At 42.0% G+C, this 19,797-nt stretch carries 17 protein-coding genes and 1 other annotated feature; of the genes, 16 read left to right on the top strand and 1 reads right to left on the bottom strand.

Features of this window, described 5'->3' with window-relative positions; all coding sequences use genetic code 11:
• Window positions 1-13: 13 nt before the first annotated feature.
• The 5 genes from dltA to MHI41_RS12790 all read left to right on the top strand — a co-directional run bounded on the left by dltA (window position 14) and on the right by MHI41_RS12790 (window position 4,639).
• A complete protein-coding gene (gene dltA / locus MHI41_RS12810) occupies window positions 14-1,519 on the top strand; it encodes a D-alanine--poly(phosphoribitol) ligase subunit DltA (protein WP_342494233.1) in 1,506 nt (501 codons plus the stop codon).
• The gene (gene dltB, locus MHI41_RS12805) at window positions 1,516-2,700 is read left to right on the top strand and encodes a D-alanyl-lipoteichoic acid biosynthesis protein DltB (RefSeq protein WP_008342868.1); all 1,185 of its coding nucleotides are present in this window, start codon (window positions 1,516-1,518) and stop codon (window positions 2,698-2,700) included. The genes dltA and dltB overlap by 4 nt, the downstream gene beginning before the upstream one ends.
• A 21-nt stretch (window positions 2,701-2,721) precedes the next feature.
• The gene (gene dltC / locus MHI41_RS12800; protein WP_003216498.1) at window positions 2,722-2,958 is read left to right on the top strand and encodes a D-alanine--poly(phosphoribitol) ligase subunit 2; all 237 of its coding nucleotides are present in this window, start codon (window positions 2,722-2,724) and stop codon (window positions 2,956-2,958) included.
• Window positions 2,958-4,124 (top strand): D-alanyl-lipoteichoic acid biosynthesis protein DltD, encoded by a 1,167-nt coding sequence (gene dltD / locus MHI41_RS12795; protein ID WP_017358151.1) that lies wholly within the window; start codon window positions 2,958-2,960, stop codon window positions 4,122-4,124. Before dltC ends, dltD begins: the two co-directional genes overlap by 1 nt.
• Before the next feature lie 95 nt (window positions 4,125-4,219).
• Window positions 4,220-4,639: a YkvA family protein gene (locus MHI41_RS12790; protein WP_058213892.1), complete on the top strand. Its 420-nt coding sequence runs from the start codon at window positions 4,220-4,222 to the stop codon at window positions 4,637-4,639.
• Between the two features lie 195 nt (window positions 4,640-4,834).
• Here the strand turns inward: MHI41_RS12790 and MHI41_RS12785 are convergent, their stop codons facing one another.
• The gene (locus MHI41_RS12785; protein WP_008342861.1) at window positions 4,835-5,878 is read right to left on the bottom strand and encodes a lactonase family protein; all 1,044 of its coding nucleotides are present in this window, start codon (window positions 5,876-5,878) and stop codon (window positions 4,835-4,837) included.
• Window positions 5,879-6,310: 432 nt separating this feature from the next.
• On the opposite strand from MHI41_RS12785, the gene ilvE reads away from it, so the two are divergent.
• The 11 genes from ilvE (at window position 6,311) to clpX (ending at window position 19,782) form a co-directional block, all read left to right on the top strand.
• Window positions 6,311-7,225, top strand: a complete 915-nt coding sequence (gene ilvE, locus MHI41_RS12780) for a branched-chain-amino-acid transaminase (protein ID WP_060781250.1) — start codon at window positions 6,311-6,313, stop codon at window positions 7,223-7,225.
• A gap of 8 nt (window positions 7,226-7,233) precedes the next feature.
• Window positions 7,234-7,481, top strand: a binding site (T-box leader).
• Between the two features lie 122 nt (window positions 7,482-7,603).
• Window positions 7,604-9,328, top strand: coding sequence for an acetolactate synthase large subunit (gene ilvB / locus MHI41_RS12775; RefSeq protein ID WP_008342854.1), 1,725 nt, complete (start codon window positions 7,604-7,606; stop codon window positions 9,326-9,328).
• On the top strand, window positions 9,325-9,843 hold the full coding sequence (gene ilvN, locus MHI41_RS12770; RefSeq protein ID WP_007501584.1) for an acetolactate synthase small subunit: 519 nt from the start codon (window positions 9,325-9,327) through the stop codon (window positions 9,841-9,843). Before ilvB ends, ilvN begins: the two co-directional genes overlap by 4 nt.
• Before the next feature lie 18 nt (window positions 9,844-9,861).
• On the top strand, window positions 9,862-10,890 hold the full coding sequence (gene ilvC / locus MHI41_RS12765) for a ketol-acid reductoisomerase (RefSeq protein ID WP_007501581.1): 1,029 nt from the start codon (window positions 9,862-9,864) through the stop codon (window positions 10,888-10,890).
• A complete protein-coding gene (locus MHI41_RS12760) occupies window positions 10,877-12,430 on the top strand; it encodes a 2-isopropylmalate synthase (protein ID WP_008342850.1) in 1,554 nt (517 codons plus the stop codon). The genes ilvC and MHI41_RS12760 overlap by 14 nt, the downstream gene beginning before the upstream one ends.
• 18 nt (window positions 12,431-12,448) lie before the next feature.
• Window positions 12,449-13,546: a 3-isopropylmalate dehydrogenase gene (gene leuB, locus MHI41_RS12755; protein ID WP_019744119.1), complete on the top strand. Its 1,098-nt coding sequence runs from the start codon at window positions 12,449-12,451 to the stop codon at window positions 13,544-13,546.
• Window positions 13,547-13,588: 42 nt separating this feature from the next.
• Window positions 13,589-15,004: a 3-isopropylmalate dehydratase large subunit gene (gene leuC / locus MHI41_RS12750; RefSeq protein WP_007501575.1), complete on the top strand. Its 1,416-nt coding sequence runs from the start codon at window positions 13,589-13,591 to the stop codon at window positions 15,002-15,004.
• A 15-nt stretch (window positions 15,005-15,019) separates the two neighbouring features.
• Entirely contained in the window at window positions 15,020-15,619 is a 600-nt protein-coding gene (gene leuD / locus MHI41_RS12745; RefSeq protein ID WP_008342843.1) for a 3-isopropylmalate dehydratase small subunit, read from the top strand.
• Window positions 15,620-15,742: 123 nt separating this feature from the next.
• Window positions 15,743-16,750 (top strand): DNA damage checkpoint antagonist DdcA, encoded by a 1,008-nt coding sequence (gene ddcA / locus MHI41_RS12740; protein ID WP_008342841.1) that lies wholly within the window; start codon window positions 15,743-15,745, stop codon window positions 16,748-16,750.
• A gap of 240 nt (window positions 16,751-16,990) precedes the next feature.
• A complete protein-coding gene (tig, locus tag MHI41_RS12735; protein WP_017358146.1) occupies window positions 16,991-18,265 on the top strand; it encodes a trigger factor in 1,275 nt (424 codons plus the stop codon).
• A gap of 251 nt (window positions 18,266-18,516) precedes the next feature.
• On the top strand, window positions 18,517-19,782 hold the full coding sequence (gene clpX, locus MHI41_RS12730) for an ATP-dependent protease ATP-binding subunit ClpX (protein ID WP_060781248.1): 1,266 nt from the start codon (window positions 18,517-18,519) through the stop codon (window positions 19,780-19,782).
• Window positions 19,783-19,797 lie beyond the last annotated feature (15 nt).

Here is a 19,797-nt window from a genome sequence, read left to right as displayed (position 1 = left end):
TGGAGATTAAACTATGAAACTATTACACACGATTCATGAATACCAACAAACGAAACCGACACAGCCAGCATTTGTTTCTCAACATGCTTCGATCACATATGATGAGCTTTGGCGTCTATCAGACCAAATGGCTGGTGCGATCGATGCAGTCGCAGTTGGCAGTGAACCTGTCATTGTCTACGGTCATATGGAGCCAGAGATGCTGATTTCTTTCTTAGGTACTGTGAAATCAGGCAGACCCTATATTCCGGTCGATATCTCAATACCTGTCGAGCGCATCGTCTCAATCATTGAAAGCTCAAAAGCCAGTCTATTGATTTGTGCAAATGAGCAGGCTATACCAGATGTAGAAGAACACATTGAAGTGAAGAGTGCGGCATCGCTTTTAGCACTTGAAAAAGAAGCACCCCCATCCACGCAGTGGGTTCAACAAGATGATGTTTTCTACATTATTTACACGTCTGGCAGTACCGGAAAACCGAAAGGCGTTCAGGTAACAGCCAATAATTTAGAAAGCTTTACAGAGTGGATGTGCCGCGATTTCCCAATTGGTGAGGGGCGCACGTTCTTAAATCAAGCGCCATTTTCTTTTGACTTATCAGTGATGGATCTCTATCCAGCGCTTCAATCAGGCGGCACGCTTTACTGTTTAGTGAAAGATCTTGTGAATAAGCCGAAGGATATGTTTGCAGCGCTTGGTCAATCTGACGTTGAAGTGTGGACATCCACACCTTCCTTTGTGCAAATGTGCTTAATGGATCCTTCCTTTACAGGGGAGCTTTTACCAAAGCTAAACGTTTTCCTTTTCTGCGGTGAGGCACTTCCTGTCTCTGTAGCAAGTGCGCTTCTTGAGCGTTTTCCTAAGGCGCAGGTCTTTAATACGTATGGTCCAACTGAAGCAACTGTTGCGATTACATCGATTGAAGTCACGCAGGAGATTCTTGATCAGCACGATTCTTTACCAGTCGGTTATGCCAAACCGGATACAGATATCGTCATTTTAGATGAAGAAGGCAAGACACTGCCTGATGGGGAAAAAGGGGAAATTGTCATCGTGGGGCCAAGCGTCACAAAAGGCTACTTAGGTGAACAAGCCTTAACGGATAAAGTGTTTTTTGAACATGAAGGACGCCCTGCTTACCGCACAGGTGACGCAGGTGTGGCGCAGGATGGTTTGATTACGTGCCACGGTCGTCTGGACTATCAAATTAAGCTACATGGATACCGGATGGAGCTTGAAGAAATTGAATATCATGTGAGCGAGACAACGTATGTCAATGCTTGTGTGATTGTGCCATTCCAGCCAAACGGGCATGTGGAGTACTTAATTGCAGCAATTGTCCCAACTGAGCATTCCTTTGAAAAAGAATATCAGCTGACAAGTGCGATTAAGAAAGAAATGGCGGATTCACTGCCTGCGTACATGATTCCAAGAAAGTTTGTCTATCTTGAGCAGCTGTACATGACGCCAAACGGGAAGGTTGACCGTAAAAGAATCGCGAAAGAGGTTCTTCTATGATTCCGTTTAGTTCATTCTTTTTCTTCATTCTAATTGGTATTCTTCTTTTGCCGACGATGATTCTTGGTCTTCGCGGCAAAAGAATGCAGGGCTACAACATGTTTGCAACGGTTGTGGCACTCGCGCTTATTTTCTCAAAGGATGCACATGGCGCTTTGTTGCTGTTCTTGTTCACAGTATGGCAAGTCTTGATTATCCGCCTATATCTTGCGTACCGGTTGAAGGCGAACAAGGCGTCTGTCTTCTATATGGCAGTGGTGGCATCTATTTTGCCGCTTGTACTATCAAAGATTTTACCGTTCTTTTTAACTCATCAGCCGCATCAACCGCCACCAATGAACTGGCTGAGCTTTTTAGGGATCTCGTACTTAACATTTAAAGGTGTTCAGTTAATTATCGAGACGAGAGACGGCTTGATTAAAAAGAAAATCCCGATTCACCGTTTGGTCTATTTCATCGTCTTTTTCCCGACGATTTCGTCAGGTCCAATTGACCGTTACCGCCGGTTTGAAAAGGATATGGATACACCGCCTGAAAAAGAAGTGTACAGTGATCTTTTATATGCAGGGATTCATAAAATTTTTATCGGGTTCTTATATAAGTTCATTATTGGTTATCTCATTCACACATATATTCTGATGAATATTCACCACATTAGCAGCAGTCACTTTGTTCAACAGTTAACGTATATGTATGCGTACAGTATGTATTTGTTCTTTGACTTTGCTGGATATACAGCATTTGCTGTAGGTGTGAGTTATATCATGGGTATTAAATCACCAGAAAACTTTAATAAACCGTTTATCAGCCGTAATATTAAAGACTTCTGGAATCGCTGGCACATGTCGCTATCCTTCTGGTTCAGAGATTATGTGTTTATGAGATTTGTGTTCTTTATGACAAAGAAGAAGTGGATCAAGAACCGGATGGCTGTATCAAATATTGGGTACTTTGTCCTCTTTCTATTGATGGGTGCTTGGCATGGTCTCGCCCTTCAATATATTATTTACGGACTATACCATGCAGTTGTGATGTCCGGTTACAATTTATTTGAGAAGTGGAATAAAAAGCACAAGTGGTGGCCGGATAATAAGGTCACAATGGTTGTGTCGATCATTATTACATTCCATGTGATTTGTTTCGGATTTTATATTTTTTCAGGAAAACCATTTCATCATTAATGATTAAGGGAGTAGAAAATTATGGAATTTAAAAATCAAGTATACGGTATTATTGCAGAGGTTTGTCAGGACGACGTTGTGAAAGAAAATCCAGAGATTGCAATTTTTGACGAAGGTCTTCTAGATTCATTTGGTACAGTAGAACTACTTATGGCAATTGAAAGTCAACTTGGAATTACTGTTCCGATTACAGAATTTGATCGTGATGTGTGGGATACACCGAATCACATTGCTGAGCAGCTGGCAGAGATGAAGTAATGAAAAAGCGTTTTTTTGGGCCGCTTATTTTAGCGGCTGTTCTATTCATTGGTGTTCTTCTTGTACCAAATGCATGGCTCTCACATCTGATCCCAAAAGACAAATTACAAAAGTCAGCCACAGAATTAGATCCAGGGATGTTCCAAGGGCTTTATTTACAAGATGAAATGCTAAAAGATCCAACTTATTTGCCGATCTATGGATCTTCTGAACTATCACGTTTTGATCCATATCACCCTTCGAATTTCTTTCATGAAAATCCTCAAGGGTTTACACCTTATCTTGTTGGAAAAGGTGGATCGCAATCATTAATTCATGCCATGAACTTTGCAGCGCATATGGATGAATTAAAAGGGAAAAAGCTTGTGTTTATCGTGTCCCCGCAGTGGTTTGTCAAATGGGGATCAGACGAGAATCACTTTGCTCCTAACTATTCAGCGCTTCAGGCGCTTGATCTCGCTTATAATAAAGAAATTGATCCAGCTGTTAAAAAAGAGCTCATCAAAAGAATCATGAAGTTTAAGGCAGTAAAGAACGACATGGTCATCACAGAGCTTTTTAAAGCAGAGCTTTCTGGGAACAAATTCGCCTATGGCGCGATTTCTCCTATTGCAAAAATGTATTATGGCATGCTTCAAAAGAAAGACATGTACTATACGATCGGGTCTGGGCATGAGCGCAAGCTTCGTCCGTCTCCTTCAGTGAAAGGGAAAACATGGACTGAGCTTGAAAAAGAAGCGAGCGTCCTAGGATCTGAAAAAGCAGGGGACAACCCGTTTTATATTGATCAGAGACTGTTTGATCGCAAGCTGAAGCCGATCATGAAAAAGATGAAGGATTCTCGTCGCGACAATTCTTATGCAGAATCACCTGAATATAAAGATTTCCAGATCATGCTGGATATTTTAAAACAGGCAGGGGCGAAGCCTTTATTTGTGACGATTCCCGTCAACGGAAAATGGTATGATTACACTGGTTTTCCGAAAGAGGGACGTACAGATTATTATCAAAAAATCAATCGTCAAATTCGAGATAATGGGTATGAAGTCGCAGATTTGACTTCTCATGAGTATGACCCATATTTCTTTAAGGATACGATTCATGTGTCGTATAAAGGATGGGTATACATCGATAAGGCGATCGAAAAATTTTACAAAGAGCAGTAGAACGCAGCAGCTTTCTGCTGCTTTTTGTTTGTCGAATGAGTGGATTTCTTGTATAAATAAGGTGGAAGGGCTATGCTGAATATGGAGGCGATACGATGAATCGTTCTGAGAAAAAAGAACTATTAAAGCGTTCAAAGAAGCATTTTAATGATCATGCCTTTTGGAAAAAGTTAAAAAAGACGGCACAAAAAGCTGGAGTTTCTCTTGTCTATGCTGTGTTATTACTTTATTATACATTGCAAAAACCCGAAGTACCGGTTAAAGCGAAAACCCTCATCATTGGGGCGCTAGGGTACTTTATCCTTCCGATTGATCTGATCCCTGATACATTGGTGGGGATCGGCTACACAGATGATCTAGGCGCCATCACATTTGCTCTGCTTCAAGTGGCAATGTACATTGATGACGATGTCAAAGGAAAAGCGAAAGACAGGCTGGGAAAATGGTTCGGTGAAAAAAGCGATACGTCTTTCATTGATCAAAAGCTTGAAGATGGCGGTATGCCGTCTGCTTAAAGAAAAGCCTCCTAAACGGAGGCTTCAGCGTGTAGACAAACCCTCGCATTCTTTGTCGGTCCTGCGCTTCGGTGCTCGTTCTTCCTAGACTTCAAGGGTTTTCAACTACGCTGAAAAAAAGACAAAGGGCTAAAATAAAGTTCATTTTAGCCCTTTGTCAACAATCTAATGCCTCCTAAACGGAGGCTTTTTTCATTACCCTAAAAATTTCACGCAAACCGGATGCGGAACGGTGATGTCTGATTGTAAGACAGTGAGTCGACCGGTTTCTTTGTCACGTTTGTATAACACAAGATTGCTAGATTCTTGGTTTGAACCAACGAGAAATTCTTCTGTTGGATCAAGGACAAAGTCTCTAGGCCAATTTCCTTCAGATGAAGCAATTTCAACGAGGCTTAGTTTGCCGTCATGATCTGCTTTGAAAATGGCAATGCTGTCATGTCCACGATTTCCTGCATACACAAATTGACCGTCAGAAGACACATGAATGGCGCTGCCTTGATTATTCTCTGTGAAGTCATTAGGAATGGTTGCGATCGTTTGGATCTCTTCGAAATGACCATCTTCAAAATAACGAAGTACAATGACCTCTGAGCTGAGCTCTGTCATGACATATGCCACAGGTTTCGTTGGGTGGAATGTGATATGACGAGGGCCGCTGCCTGGTTTTGTTTCAAATGTATGGGCAAGCTCAAGTTTGCCGTTTTCTTTCTTATACGTATAAATACCGTCTGTGCCAAGGTCAACAGCCACCGCAAATTGTTCATCAGGCGTCAAACCCATAAAGTGGGTGTGCGGTTTTTCTTGACGGTCTTCGTTTGGTCCAGTGCCTTCATGCTGCGCCTGTGACAGTGTGCGGATCACTGAGCCGTTTTCAGCATCAATTTCATACATCTCTGCTGTTCCTTTATGATAGTTTGCTGTAAACGCCGTTTTCGTTTGGCTGTCCACGCTGACGTGACAAGGAGAAGCCCCATCGGCAAGCTCTTGGTTGATGAAACGAAGTGCGCCGGTGTCGGCATCAATTTGATACGCAGCAAGACCGCCCTGTGCCCCTTCTTTCACAACAGCATACACAAACTTTTGAGAATCTGAGACAGTTAAATATGTAGGATTTTCAAGTTCTGCAGCCACTTCTACTTGTTCAATCTGCTGCTTGTCCGTATTTAAAGTAAAAGAATAGATTCCTTTACTGTCTCCCTTTGTATACGTTCCGATATAACCTCTGATGTTAGCCATGTATTGCCCTCCTTCTATTAGATGCTCTCATTCTATCACAAATTCATAGGAAAACGCTTTAGAAAGGCATGCTGAAGGAAAAAACAAACGCAATGAAATCTCACAATATTCTTCAAAAACCATGTGAAAAAATATCACAAAAGCTTGTTCAAAAGAAAACCGTTCATGTAGAGTAAATAAATTGAAGAAAAAATACAAAAAATTTTAAGTTTTTTCATTCCTTGTCTAGCAAAGGTGTAAGCGTATACATTTTATTTTGATTAGTCTAAATTGTCTAATAATTTTAAAAATGCTGTTGACACTGTATGGAAAGCGGCGTAAGATGGGTTCAACAAAAGCAAACAGACACGCAGAGTAAGCGTGAGACACTTCAATATAAAGTGTCTGAAAATTCAACTACTTTTTGTTTGAAAGAGAGGGTGCTCACTGAAGATGGAAGACCAAAAGGAACAGTGGATCTTTTTAAACGATGAACTCGTGAAAAAAGAGCATGCGAAAATTTCAGTTTATGATCATGGCTTCTTATATGGTGACGGTGTGTTCGAAGGAATACGTGTATATAACGGAAATATCTTTCGAATGAAAGAACACTTAGATCGCCTGTATGATTCCGCTAGATCCATTATGCTGAACATTCCATATTCACTTGAGGAGCTCACTGAAAAAATGATTCATACAGTTGAAAGGAACGGCCTAAAAGATGCCTATATCCGCCTTGTTGTCTCAAGAGGAGCCGGTGATCTTGGCTTAGATCCAAACAACTGCGGGAGAGCCAACACAGTGATCATTGTAGAGCCGCTGGCCATCTTTCCAAAGCACCTATATGAAACAGGTATTGATATTGTGACAGTACCAACGAGACGAAATCGTCCTGACGTATTGAGTCCGAAAGTGAAATCATTAAACTATTTGAATAACATTCTTGTCCGAATTGAAGCCCATATGGCCGGTGTGAGTGAAGCGCTGATGCTGAACGATCAAGGGTATGTGGCTGAAGGTTCAGCGGACAACGTGTTTATTTATAAAAAAGGCAAGCTTTATACACCGCCAGGTTATATCGGCGCACTTGAAGGCATCACAAGAAATGCCATCATGGAAATCGCAGAAGACTTAGGCTACGAAGTGAAAGAAGAACCTTTCACAAGGCATGATGTGTATACAGCTGAAGAAGTCTTCCTGACAGGAACCGCTGCCGAAGTCATCGCTGTTGTAAAAGTTGACGGCCGTATCATTGGCGAAGGAAAACCAGGGTTCCACACAAACAAACTTCTTGAACAATTCCGCAAGCGAGTCGTTGAAGAAGGAGAAAAAGTAGTCTTTACCGATGAAAACATTCACGCAAGCTAAATAGATATCGATAAACGTTGAAGAGGACTAGTAGCTTTAGAGTCAGTATCTACAGAGAGCCGGTGCTAGCTGGAAACCGGTGTTACTTTCTAAAGTGAACTCACCTCTGAGTGTCTGCTTGAAATGATAGTAGGGCAGACCGAGTGACATTGCATCACTCGTTACCAAAATGGATGAAAGATGTCCATGAGACGGCAGCATGATTTGCCGTGAACAAGGGTGGTACCGCGAAAAACAAAGCTTTTTCGCCCCTTTGACCTAGTGAAAAGTAGTGTCATTGTGGGGTGAGAAGGCTTTTTTATATGGTCTCATATCTCTATCTTGAATGGAAAAGGGTGAAAGGACTTGACTGAAGCAAGACAAAGAGGAGGAAATCAAATGGGGACAAATGTACAAATGGAGACGGAAAAATCAAATGCACCACAAACGATGAACGGTGCACTCATGTTAATTGAAGCACTCAAAAGAGAAAAAGTAGAAGTCATTTTTGGTTATCCTGGCGGAGCCGTTTTACCAATCTACGATAAAATTTACGATTCTGGTTTATTTCATGTTCTGCCAAGACATGAGCAAGGAGCGATTCACGCAGCGGAGGGATACGCAAGAGTATCTGGTAAACCAGGCGTTGTTATTGCCACATCAGGACCGGGGGCAACAAACCTAGTCACAGGAATTGCAGATGCGATGATTGATTCACTACCTATGGTTATCTTCACTGGACAGGTGGCAACCTCAGTCATTGGATCAGATGCATTCCAAGAAGCAGATGTACTTGGTATCACAATGCCAATCACAAAACACAGCTATCAAGTGAGACGTCCAGAAGAGTTACCGGGTGTCATTAAAGAGGCATTTCACATCGCAACAACCGGCAGACCTGGTCCAGTCTTGATTGATATTCCAAAAGATGTCGCTGGTATTGAAGGGACATTTGAATACGATCAGCCAATTGATTTGCCTGGTTATCAGCCGAAAATTGAGCCGAATTATTTGCAAATTCGCAAGTTAGTAGAAGCTGTAAGCAGAGCAAAGAAACCAGTTATTCTAGCAGGAGCTGGCGTTCTTCATGGCAAAGCGTCGGAAGAATTAAGGCAATATGTAGAGCAGCAGCAAATCCCTGTCGCTCATACATTGCTTGGGCTTGGCGGATTCCCGGCAAAGCATCCTCTTTTCCTAGGAATGGCGGGTATGCACGGCACATATGCAGCGAACATGGCACTACATCAATGTGACTTACTCATTTCAATCGGAGCGAGATTTGATGACAGGGTAACCGGCAACCTCAATCATTTTGCAAAGCATGCGAAGGTGGCTCATATTGACATCGACCCAGCGGAAATTGGTAAAAACATTCACACCCATATCCCAGTTGTTGGTGACAGTAAGCTAGTGCTTCAAGAACTGATCAAGCAGGACGGGAAACAAGGTGAATCAGACGAGTGGAAGAGCCAGCTAAATCAGTGGAAGGAAGAATATCCACTCTGGTATGTCGAAAACGAAGCTGAAGGCTTTAAGCCTCAAAAGCTGATCGAATACATTCATCAATTTACAAAAGGTGAAGCCATTGTGGCAACTGATGTCGGACAGCACCAAATGTGGGCTGCACAGTTCTATCCATTTGAAAATGCCGATAAGTGGGTGACATCTGGTGGGCTTGGCACAATGGGATTTGGTTTACCGGCAGCGATTGGCGCGCAGCTAGCTGATCAAGAGGCAACGGTTGTGGCGATTTTAGGAGACGGAGGTTTTCAAATGACCCTGCAAGAACTTGCCGTTATCCGTGAGCTGAACCTTCCAGTGAAAGTGATTGTTCTCAATAATCACAGTCTTGGAATGGTAAGACAATGGCAAGAAATTTTTTACGAAGAACGCTACTCACATTCTAAATTTTCAGAGCAGCCAGACTTCGTGAAATTATCTGAAGCTTATGGCATTAAAGGGATCAGAATCTCATCAGACGAAGAGGCGCAAGAAAAGCTCGAAGAAGCATTAACGTCTAGAGAGCCTGTTTTCATCGATGTCAATGTAGCGAGAGATGAGAAAGTATTCCCGATGGTAGCACCGGGGAAAGGACTTCATGAGATGGTGGGGGTGAAACCTTGAAAAGAATTATTGTGTTGACTGTATTAAATCGATCAGGCGTACTGAACAGAATCACAGGCCTTTTTACTAAAAGACACTACAACATTGAAAGCATTACGGTCGGCCATTCTGAGATTCAAGATGTATCACGCATCACGTTCGTCGTCCATGTAGACCAAGAGAAAGACATCGAACAGCTGACAAAACAGCTGAACAAACAAATCGATGTCCTCAAAGTAACGGATATTACAAACCAATCAATCGTTCAGCGAGAGCTGGCTTTGATAAAAGTCGTATCTGCACCAGCATCTAGAATGGAGATCACGGGGGTCATTGAACCGTTTAGGGCTTCTATTGTAGATGTGAGCAGAGAGAGTGTCGTCATTCAGGTGACAGGTGAGTCTTCAAAAATTGAAGCACTCATTGAATTACTTAAGCCATACGGCATTAAAGAAGTCGCCAGAACTGGCACCACGGCCTTTGCGAGAGATAATCAGCAAAAGCCGCAAACAAATAAAACAATTTCAATTGTCTAAACAAAAGGAGAGAGTCAAATGGTAAAAGTATATTATAACGGTGATATTCAAGAAAACGTATTAAACGGTCAAAAGGTAGCTATCATTGGTTACGGATCACAGGGTCATGCACATGCATTGAACTTAAAAGAGAGCGGCGTAGATGTGATTGTCGGTGTGAGAAAAGGCGGATCTTATACAAAAGCACAAGAAGACGGTCATCAAGTATTCACAGTAAAAGAAGCAGCAGCACAAGCAGATGTCGTCATGGTATTACTTCCTGACGAACAGCAAAAGAAAGTATATGATGAAGAAATCAAAGATCAATTAGAAGCTGGCAACTCTCTTGTATTCGCACACGGATTCAACGTTCACTTCCATCAAATTGTTCCTCCAAGTGACGTAGATGTGTATCTTGTGGCTCCAAAAGGTCCAGGACATCTTGTCAGAAGAACATATGAGCAAGGCGCTGGTGTACCTGCACTATTTGCTATTTATCAAGATGTATCAGGTCAAGCGAAAGACAAAGCACTTGCTTATGCAAAAGCAATCGGCGGAGCAAGAGCAGGCGTTCTTGAAACAACATTTAAAGAAGAAACAGAAACGGATCTATTCGGTGAGCAGGCAGTTCTTTGTGGAGGTCTTACTTCATTAGTTAAAGCAGGTTTTGAAACATTAACAGAAGCTGGGTATCAGCCAGAGCTTGCATACTTCGAGTGTCTGCATGAACTGAAATTGATCGTTGACCTTATGTATGAAGAAGGATTAGAAGGTATGAGATATTCAATCTCTGATACAGCGCAATGGGGTGACTTCGTATCAGGACCACGCGTTGTGGATGCAAAAGTAAAAGAATCAATGAAAGCAGTCTTGACTGACATCCAAAACGGAACATTCGCGAAAGAATGGATTGTTGAAAACCAAGTGAATCGTCCACGTTTCAATGCGATCAATGCAAATGAAAATGAGCACCAAATTGAAATCGTCGGAAGAAAGCTTCGTGAAATGATGCCTTTCGTTAAACAAGGAAAGAAAAAGGAAGCGGTGAGCGTCGGTGCGAAAAATTAATTTTTTTGACACAACACTTCGAGATGGAGAGCAATCACCAGGAGTGAACTTAAATGCACAAGAAAAGCTAATCATTGCTAAGCAGCTTGAGCGCCTTGGGGTTAATATCATTGAAGCGGGTTTTCCCGCTTCATCCCGAGGGGATTTCTTAGGCGTACAAGAAATTGCAAGAACGATTAAGAACTGTTCAGTTGCAGGACTTGCACGATGTGTGAAAGGTGACATTGATGCTGCATGGGACGCATTAAAAGATGGAGCTCAACCAAGAATACACGTCTTTATTGCGACTTCTGACATTCACCTCAAGCATAAACTAAAGAAAACACGTGAAGAAGTGGTTGAACAAGCTGTTTCAATGGTGAAATACGCGAAAGAGCGCTTCCCAGTTGTTCAGTGGTCAGCAGAAGATGCATGCCGAACAGATCTTTCTTTCCTAGCAGAAATTGTAGAAAAAGTGATCGACGCAGGCGCAAGTGTCATTAACTTGCCTGACACTGTTGGATACCTAGCACCAAAAGAGTACGGAAATATCTTTAAATATATGAAGGAACACGTTCCAAATATCGATCAAGTCATCTTGTCAGCACACTGTCATGATGATTTAGGAATGGCTGTAGCGAACTCACTTGCTGCCATTGAAAATGGAGCAGATCAAATTGAAACAGCTGTCAACGGTATTGGAGAGCGCGCAGGAAATGCTGCTTTAGAAGAAATTGCAGTTGCCCTTCATATTCGCAAAGACTTTTACCAAGTCGAATCAACCATTCAGTTGAATGAAATTAAGCGCACAAGTGATGTAGTGAGCAAATACTCAGGTATGATTGTACCGCGTAATAAAGCAGTCGTTGGAAACAATGCATTTGCCCATGAATCAGGTATTCACCAAGATGGATTCCTCAAAGAAAAAACAACCTATGAAATTATCTCTCCAGAGCTTGTAGGCGTCACAACAGATGTGCTTGTCCTTGGTAAACACTCCGGAAGACACGCGTTTAAAGACCGCTTAAAAACACTCGGCTTTAAATTGACTGAAGAAGAGATCAATAAGTTCTTCGAAACTTTTAAGAACTTAACAGAGAAGAAGAAAGAAATCACAGATGATGATTTGATCTCTATTATATTAGAAGAAAAAGTAGCAGACCGTAAAATCGGCTATGAATTTGAAAGTCTTCAAGTTCACTATGGGACAGAGCAAATGCCGACAGCAACAGTCTCTCTTAAAAATCAAGAAACGCAGGAAGTCATTCAAGAAGCAGCTACAGGTGCAGGCAGTGTAGAAGCTGTGTACAACACGCTTGAGCGCTGTATGGAGGAAAGAATTCATTTGCTAGATTATCGTATTCAATCCAATGGAAAAGGCAGAGACGCACTAGCGGAAGTATATGTCACTGTTTCAATAGAAGGAAAAGAAACAGCAGGACGCGGTGTAGCGCAAGATGTGCTGGAAGCATCGGCTAAAGCTTACGTCAATGCAGTGAATAGACATTTAATCTTTAAATCAAACCTAATAGAAATTGAGAAACATCACGCCATCTCATAAGAAAGGAGGAAGGGACTCATGAAAAAGAAAATTGCACTTTTGCCCGGCGATGGAATCGGACCGGAAGTCGTCACATCAGCCGTCGCTGTTCTGAAAGAGACAGCGGATCAATTTCAACACGAATTTGAATTCGAAACAGCTCTCATTGGCGGTATAGCGATAGATGAAAAAAACAATCCGCTCCCTAAAGAAACAGTAGAAGTGTGCAAAAGCGCAGATGCGATTTTATTAGGAGCCGTTGGCGGACCAAAGTGGGATCAAAACCCACCAGAGCTTCGCCCAGAAAAAGGCTTGCTCTCCATTCGCAAGCAGCTGGACTTATTTGCGAACATCCGCCCTGTCAAAGTATTTGATAGCTTGAGTGAGGCTTCACCGTTAAAACAAGATCACATTAGCGGAGTAGATTTTGTCATCGTTCGTGAATTAACTGGAGGCCTCTACTTTGGCGAACCAAGTGAGCGCTACACGGATGATGAAGGAAAAGAAGCTGCGGTTGATACACTTCTTTATACAAAGGAAGAGATTGTTCGTGTATTAAAAGAAGCGTTCGACATGGCGTTAACGAGACGGAAAAAAGTAACGTCTGTGGATAAAGCGAATGTTCTCGCTTCGAGTAAATTATGGCGGGATGCGGTAGAAGAAGTTGCATCCCAATATCCAGATGTCGCATATGAGCACATGCTCGTCGATAATGCCGCGATGCAGCTTATTTATAAGCCCGCTCAATTTGATGTCATCGTGACAGAGAATATGTTTGGTGACATTTTAAGTGACGAAGCATCTATGATTACTGGCTCACTCGGCATGCTGCCATCTGCTAGTTTATCAAGCACCGGCCTTCATTTATATGAGCCGATTCATGGTTCAGCACCCGATATTGCGGGGCAAAATGTCGCAAACCCTCTGGCTACTATATTGTCAGCAGCCAGCTTGCTTAGAACATCCTTTGCTTTAGAAGAAGAAGCGGCTGCAATTGAAGCAGCTGTGGAAGCCGTTCTTGCCTCTGGCAAACGAACAAAGGACCTAGCATCAAAAGAGGGAACGTATGAAACGACTGATGATATCACGAAAGCCGTTGTAGATGCACTCAAACAACGTACGAAATCAATTGTATAAATAGAAATCTTGTTGAATTAGGTAGAGGGAGGAAAAAGGGTTATGCCTCGAACAATCATCGAAAAAATATGGGATCAGCATGTTGTCAAAAATGGCGAGGGAAAACCAGACCTTTTATATATTGATCTGCACTTGGTGCATGAGGTGACGTCACCTCAAGCATTTGAAGGATTAAGACAAAAAGGGCGCAAGGTGCGAAGACCACAAAACACATTTGCGACGATGGATCACAACATTCCGACTGTGAATCGATTTGTGATCAAAGATGAGATTGCGAAGAAGCAAGTCAGTGCTCTAGAGCGCAACTGTGCTGAATTCGGGGTCCGTCTAGCTGACCTTCACAGTGTAGACCAAGGAATCGTTCATGTCGTTGGACCAGAGCTTGGTTTAACACTTCCGGGGAAAACAATCGTGTGTGGAGATAGTCATACATCTACTCATGGCGCATTTGGTGCACTTGCCTTTGGGATTGGCACAAGTGAGGTTGAGCATGTGCTTTCCACACAAACACTTTGGCAGCAGCGTCCGAAGACACTAGAAATTAGAGTAGACGGAACGCTTCAAAAAGGGGTAACAGCCAAAGATGTCATTTTAGCAGTCATTGGCGCACATGGCGTGAAGTTCGGTTCAGGTTATGTCATTGAATACACTGGGGAAGTATTCAGAAACATGTCAATGGATGAGCGGATGACCGTTTGTAATATGTCAATTGAAGCAGGCGCAAGAGCAGGGTTGATCGCACCTGATGAAGTGACCTTTGAATATTGCCGCGGACGCAAATACGCACCGCAGGGTGAAGATTTCGAAGCAGCGATCAAAGAATGGAAAGAACTAAGAACAGATCCGGGTGCGACCTATGATAAAACCATTGTTTTAGATGGAAATCATATTTCACCAATGGTCACGTGGGGAATTAACCCAGGAATGGTGCTCCCTGTGGATGCAGCAATTCCAGGACCTGAAGATTTTGCACAAGAAGATGACCAAAAAGAAGCAAAGCGTGCTTATGAATACATGGGGGTTCACCCGCATCAGCGTATTGAAGATATTACGATTGAGCATGTGTTTATTGGCTCATGTACGAACTCAAGAATGACTGATTTACGCCAAGCCGCTTCTATGATTGAAGGACAAAAAGTAGCTGATCATGTCAGAGCGATTGTGGTTCCTGGCTCACAAAGTGTCAAACTGCAAGCAGAAGAAGAAGGTCTTCATGAAATTTTCCTAGAAGCAGGATTTGAATGGAGAGAATCTGGCTGTAGTATGTGCCTCAGTATGAATAACGATGTGGTCCCAGAAGGTGAACGCTGTGCATCTACATCAAACCGTAACTTTGAGGGACGTCAAGGGAAGGGTGCAAGAACGCATCTAGTCAGCCCGGCAATGGCTGCAATGGCTGCCATACATGGCCGATTTGTCGATGTCAGGAAGTTTAATCAAGAGAAAACAGTCGTGTAAGGAGTTGTGTCATAGATGGAGCCTTTAGTCACTCATAAAGGAAAAGCCGCTGTGCTTAACCGTATTAATGTAGATACAGATCAAATCATTCCGAAACAGTTTTTGAAAAGAATCGAACGAACAGGATATGGCCGATTTGCCTTTTTTGACTGGCGATATTTAGCAGATGGCAGTCCGAATCCAGATTTTGAACTCAATCAGCCGATTTATGAAGGAGCCTCTATTTTGATCGCAGGCGAAAACTTTGGCTGCGGATCATCAAGGGAACATGCGCCTTGGGCACTTGATGATTATGGCTTCAAAATTGTCATTGCCCCATCTTTCGCCGATATTTTTCATCAAAACTGTTTTAAAAATGGGATGCTTCCAATCCGCCTTGATTATGATGTGTGGAAAACGTTTGCTGCATCATATGAAAACAAAGGATATGAAATGACAGTTGATCTGGAAAAACAACAGATTCAAGACCATGAAGGGAATGTTACTCCTTTCGATGTAGATCCACACTGGAGAGAAATGCTCCTGAATGGCTATGATGAGATTTCATTAACATTGTTACTAGAAGATGAGATTCAGGCATTTGAAGAGAAACGTAGCAGCTGGCTGCGTGCATAAACAACGAGAAGCCGTCCCCGTGGTGTGACGGCTTCTTTTTTGCATGAAAACCTCTCGTTACTTGTGTTTACTAACCTTCGTTGGTAAACTGATAAAAAATATGCGCCCGAAAGGAACGTAAGCATGAAACATGACAAGAAGAAAGATAATGTCATTTTGTTTCCTGGTCTGAAAGAAAGACTGATTGAAAAAGGAATGGCAGCATTAAAAGATAAACAGTATCAAGAGGCGCTTCACTTATTTTCAGAAGCGAAATCGTATGATGACGATGAAGAATCCGATATTCATCTCGGTATGGCGATTTGTTTTCTAGAGCTTGGTGAGCTGCAGGATGCAAAGCGAGTATGTGAAAAGATGCTACATGAAGGATATGGACACTATTTCACTGTGCTTCAAGTGTATATGACCATCTTAATTCAGCTGAAAGAGTACGAGGAAGTCAAACAAACAATTGAGGCTGTCCTTGAAGAAAATCACCTTCCAGCAGAAAGCGCGGAGCATTTTTATAAGCTGCTTGAATTTAGCAGAAAGATGATTGAATCACCAGAAGAGATTTTAGACGAAGACGAGGAAGGCAGCGGAGAAATCAATATAGATGAAATGCTCGAGCGGCCAGAAGAGCAGGTGCAGTTCATCCATTCGCTGAAAGACCGAAACATCACGCCGCATATGGGTCTATTAAATACGATCCTACAAAAGCCTGATGGAAACCCTTTGGTCAAATCATTGATCCTGCAACTTCTGTCAGATCATGATGTGGCAAAGCCGGTTCATGTGACGAAGTTCGGTGATTCTTTAACGCTTGTTCCTTCTGAGGCTGTCAAGCCAGAGCAAATGCCACTGCTTCAGCAAGTCCTTCGAAAGCTCGATGACACACTCGGCAATGAGAACCCAACCCTTTACCAAGGGGTTGAAGAGTTATGGCGCCGGCACTTATTTGTGCTATATCCATTTCTTCCTAAATATACGGATCCGAATCTTTGGGCTGCGGCACTTCATAAAGTCGGCTATGAAATGCATGGAATCGAGATTGACCTCGAAGAATTGCATTTATTGTATGATTTTAACGAACGAGAGCTGAGAGAAGCTTGTACAATGCTGAAAGATATTGAAGAAATTTCTTATTTGTAATTTGTCGATTTAGTTGAAAGACGGACTTGTTATGTTATAATATAATGGTTGTATTTGTGCATATATCGTGCGGTTGTAAGATTCCAACGGTTGAAAGACGTTATGTATAATCAAGTCAAATGTTGTATACATAAGACCGCTTCTTTAGCGGAGTGCGTGGTTTTTGATTGGACGAAGTCTTTATGATGCTTTAGAATGTAACAACGCACAATCTGAATAGATTTTTGGAGGGAAACACACATGTCAGTAAAATGGGAAAAACAAGAAGGTAACGAAGGTGTCTTAACAGTAGAAGTTGACGCTGAAACATTTAACAAAGCACTTGATGATGCATTTAAGAAAGTAGTTAAGCAAGTATCAATCCCTGGATTCCGTAAAGGGAAAGTACCACGTGGTCTTTTCGAGCAGCGTTTTGGAGTAGAATCTCTTTATCAAGATGCACTAGATATTCTTCTTCCAGTTGAATATCCAAAAGCAATCGACGAAGCTGGTATCGAGCCGGTTGACCGCCCTGAAATCGATGTTGAGAAAATCGAAAAAGGCGAAAGCTTAATCTTCACTGCAAAAGTAACAGTGAAGCCAGAAGTAAAACTTGGTGACTACAAAGGTCTTAACGTAGAAAAAGACGACACATCTGTATCTGATGAAGATGTCCAAGAAGAGTTAAAAGCTATGCAAAACCGTCAAGCTGAGCTTGTTGTCAAAGAAGAAGGCGCAATCGAAAACGGCGATACAGTTGTTCTAGATTTCGAAGGATTCGTTGATGGAGAAGCATTCGAAGGCGGAAAAGCTGAGAACTACTCTCTTGAAGTAGGTTCTGGTTCATTCATCCCTGGTTTCGAAGAGCAATTGGTTGGTCTTGAAGCAGGTGCAGAAAAAGACGTTGAAGTGACATTCCCAGAAGAATATCATGCTGAAGACCTTGCAGGTAAACCAGCTGTATTCAAAGTGAAAATTCATGAAATCAAAGCAAAAGAACTTCCAGCACTTGACGATGAGTTCGCTAAAGATGTTGATGAAGAAGTTGAAACGATTGCTGAATTAACTGAAAAAACGAAGAAACGTCTTGAAGAAGCAAAAGAAAACGAAGCAGAAGGCAAACTTCGTGAAGAGCTAGTAGCAAAAGCTTCTGAAAATGCGGAAGTTGACGTTCCTCAAGCGATGGTTGACACTGAGCTAGACCGTATGATGAAAGAATTCGAACAACGTCTTCAAATGCAAGGGATGAACCTTGAGCTTTACTTCCAGTTCTCTGGACAAGATGAAGATGCGCTAAAAGAGCAAATGAAAGAAGATGCTGCTAAACGCGTAAAATCTAATCTTACTCTTGAAGCAATTGCTGCTGCAGAAGACCTACAAGTGTCTGATGAAGAAGTGGAAGAAGAACTTTCAAAAATGGCTGAAGCATACAACATGCCAGTTGAAAATATCAAACAAGCGATCGGTTCTACTGAAGCAATGAAAGAAGATTTAAAAGTTCGTAAAGCAATTGATTTTCTTGTAGAAAACCGTTAATATGGTGCATAATAATAAAACAGGGCGCGAGTGACTCGTGCCTTGTTTTGTACAATTTTTGACTTATCATCGCTTCTTTTGGAAACGATAGTGTAAGTCGCATCTTTCTGTCATACATATCTCAATGTGCAGTGTTACAAACACATCATTACCGTCTTTTAGGAAAGTATGGTAAAATGCATACATACTGGACCCAGAAGGGTAGCTGACTGTTAGCTACAGGCAAGTGAAGAAGAATAAGGGGTGAAAGAATGTTTAAATTCAACGAGGAAAAAGGTCAATTAAAATGCTCGTTTTGCGGAAAAACGCAAGATCAAGTGCGTAAACTGGTCGCAGGACCTGGCGTATATATATGTGATGAATGTATCGAGCTTTGCACGGAAATAGTTGAAGAAGAGCTCGGTACTGAGGAAGAAGTTGAATTCAAGGATGTTCCGAAACCTCATGAAATCCGGGAAATTCTTGATGAATATGTCATCGGACAAGAGAATGCGAAGAAATCCTTAGCTGTAGCGGTTTATAACCATTACAAGCGGATTAATTCCAACAGTAAGATTGATGATGTTGAGCTTTCGAAAAGTAACATTTCTATGATTGGTCCAACAGGAAGCGGTAAAACATTACTTGCTCAAACGCTTGCACGTATTTTAAATGTTCCATTTGCGATTGCAGATGCGACGTCTTTAACGGAAGCAGGTTACGTTGGGGAAGACGTAGAGAATATTTTACTAAAGCTGATCCAAGCAGCAGATTATGATGTAGAAAAAGCTGAAAAAGGCATTATCTACATTGATGAGATCGATAAAGTAGCAAGAAAATCAGAAAACCCTTCTATCACTCGTGATGTATCTGGGGAAGGTGTACAGCAAGCCCTTTTGAAAATTCTTGAAGGAACGGTCGCTAGTGTACCGCCTCAAGGTGGACGTAAGCATCCTCATCAAGAATTCATTCAAATTGATACAACAAATATCCTCTTCATTTGTGGTGGAGCCTTTGACGGCATTGAGCAAATCATTAAACGCCGCCTAGGTCAAAAAGTCATTGGATTCGGTGCGGAAAATAAAGTTGAAGATCTTGAAAAAGAAGTCCTTCTATCAAAAGTTCTGCCAGAAGACTTACTTCGCTTCGGTTTAATCCCAGAATTCATCGGTCGTCTTCCGGTTATTGCAAGCCTAGAGCCGTTAGATGAAAAAGCACTTGTAGAAATCTTGACGAAGCCTAAAAATGCGCTCGTTAAGCAATATACAAAAATGCTTGAGCTTGATGATGTTGAGCTTGAGTTTGAAGAAGATGCTCTTAGCGAAATTGCGAAAAAAGCAATTGAGCGTAAAACAGGAGCTCGTGGTCTTCGCTCCATCATTGAAGGCATCATGCTTGATGTGATGTTTGATCTTCCATCTCGTGATGATATTGAGAAATGTGTCATTACTGGTGAAACGGTTGCTGATGGTGAGCCGCCTCGTCTTGTCTTAAAAGACGGTACAGTCGTGAATAAAGATACAAAAACATCGGCATAAGCCCGTTTGATGACT

The sequence above is a fragment of the Bacillus sp. FSL M7-0307 genome (assembly GCF_038627835.1).
In the GTDB taxonomy this organism is placed as follows: Bacteria; Bacillota; Bacilli; order Bacillales; family Bacillaceae; genus Bacillus; species Bacillus altitudinis.
This window is presented reverse-complemented; position numbering and strand designations above follow the sequence as displayed.

Coding starts and splice junctions, on each gene's coding strand:
- leuB (WP_019744119.1), top strand. CDS start 12,449: ATGAAAAAGAAAATTGCACTTTTGCCCGGCGATGGAATCGGACCGGAA.
- ilvB (WP_008342854.1), top strand. CDS start 7,604: ATGGGGACAAATGTACAAATGGAGACGGAAAAATCAAATGCACCACAA.
- dltA (WP_342494233.1), top strand. CDS start 14: ATGAAACTATTACACACGATTCATGAATACCAACAAACGAAACCGACA.
- MHI41_RS12785 (WP_008342861.1), bottom strand. CDS start 5,878: ATGGCTAACATCAGAGGTTATATCGGAACGTATACAAAGGGAGACAGT.
- tig (WP_017358146.1), top strand. CDS start 16,991: ATGTCAGTAAAATGGGAAAAACAAGAAGGTAACGAAGGTGTCTTAACA.
- MHI41_RS12790 (WP_058213892.1), top strand. CDS start 4,220: ATGAATCGTTCTGAGAAAAAAGAACTATTAAAGCGTTCAAAGAAGCAT.
- clpX (WP_060781248.1), top strand. CDS start 18,517: ATGTTTAAATTCAACGAGGAAAAAGGTCAATTAAAATGCTCGTTTTGC.
- leuC (WP_007501575.1), top strand. CDS start 13,589: ATGCCTCGAACAATCATCGAAAAAATATGGGATCAGCATGTTGTCAAA.
- ilvC (WP_007501581.1), top strand. CDS start 9,862: ATGGTAAAAGTATATTATAACGGTGATATTCAAGAAAACGTATTAAAC.
- dltC (WP_003216498.1), top strand. CDS start 2,722: ATGGAATTTAAAAATCAAGTATACGGTATTATTGCAGAGGTTTGTCAG.
- dltB (WP_008342868.1), top strand. CDS start 1,516: ATGATTCCGTTTAGTTCATTCTTTTTCTTCATTCTAATTGGTATTCTT.
- ilvE (WP_060781250.1), top strand. CDS start 6,311: ATGGAAGACCAAAAGGAACAGTGGATCTTTTTAAACGATGAACTCGTG.
- ddcA (WP_008342841.1), top strand. CDS start 15,743: ATGAAACATGACAAGAAGAAAGATAATGTCATTTTGTTTCCTGGTCTG.
- leuD (WP_008342843.1), top strand. CDS start 15,020: ATGGAGCCTTTAGTCACTCATAAAGGAAAAGCCGCTGTGCTTAACCGT.
- dltD (WP_017358151.1), top strand. CDS start 2,958: ATGAAAAAGCGTTTTTTTGGGCCGCTTATTTTAGCGGCTGTTCTATTC.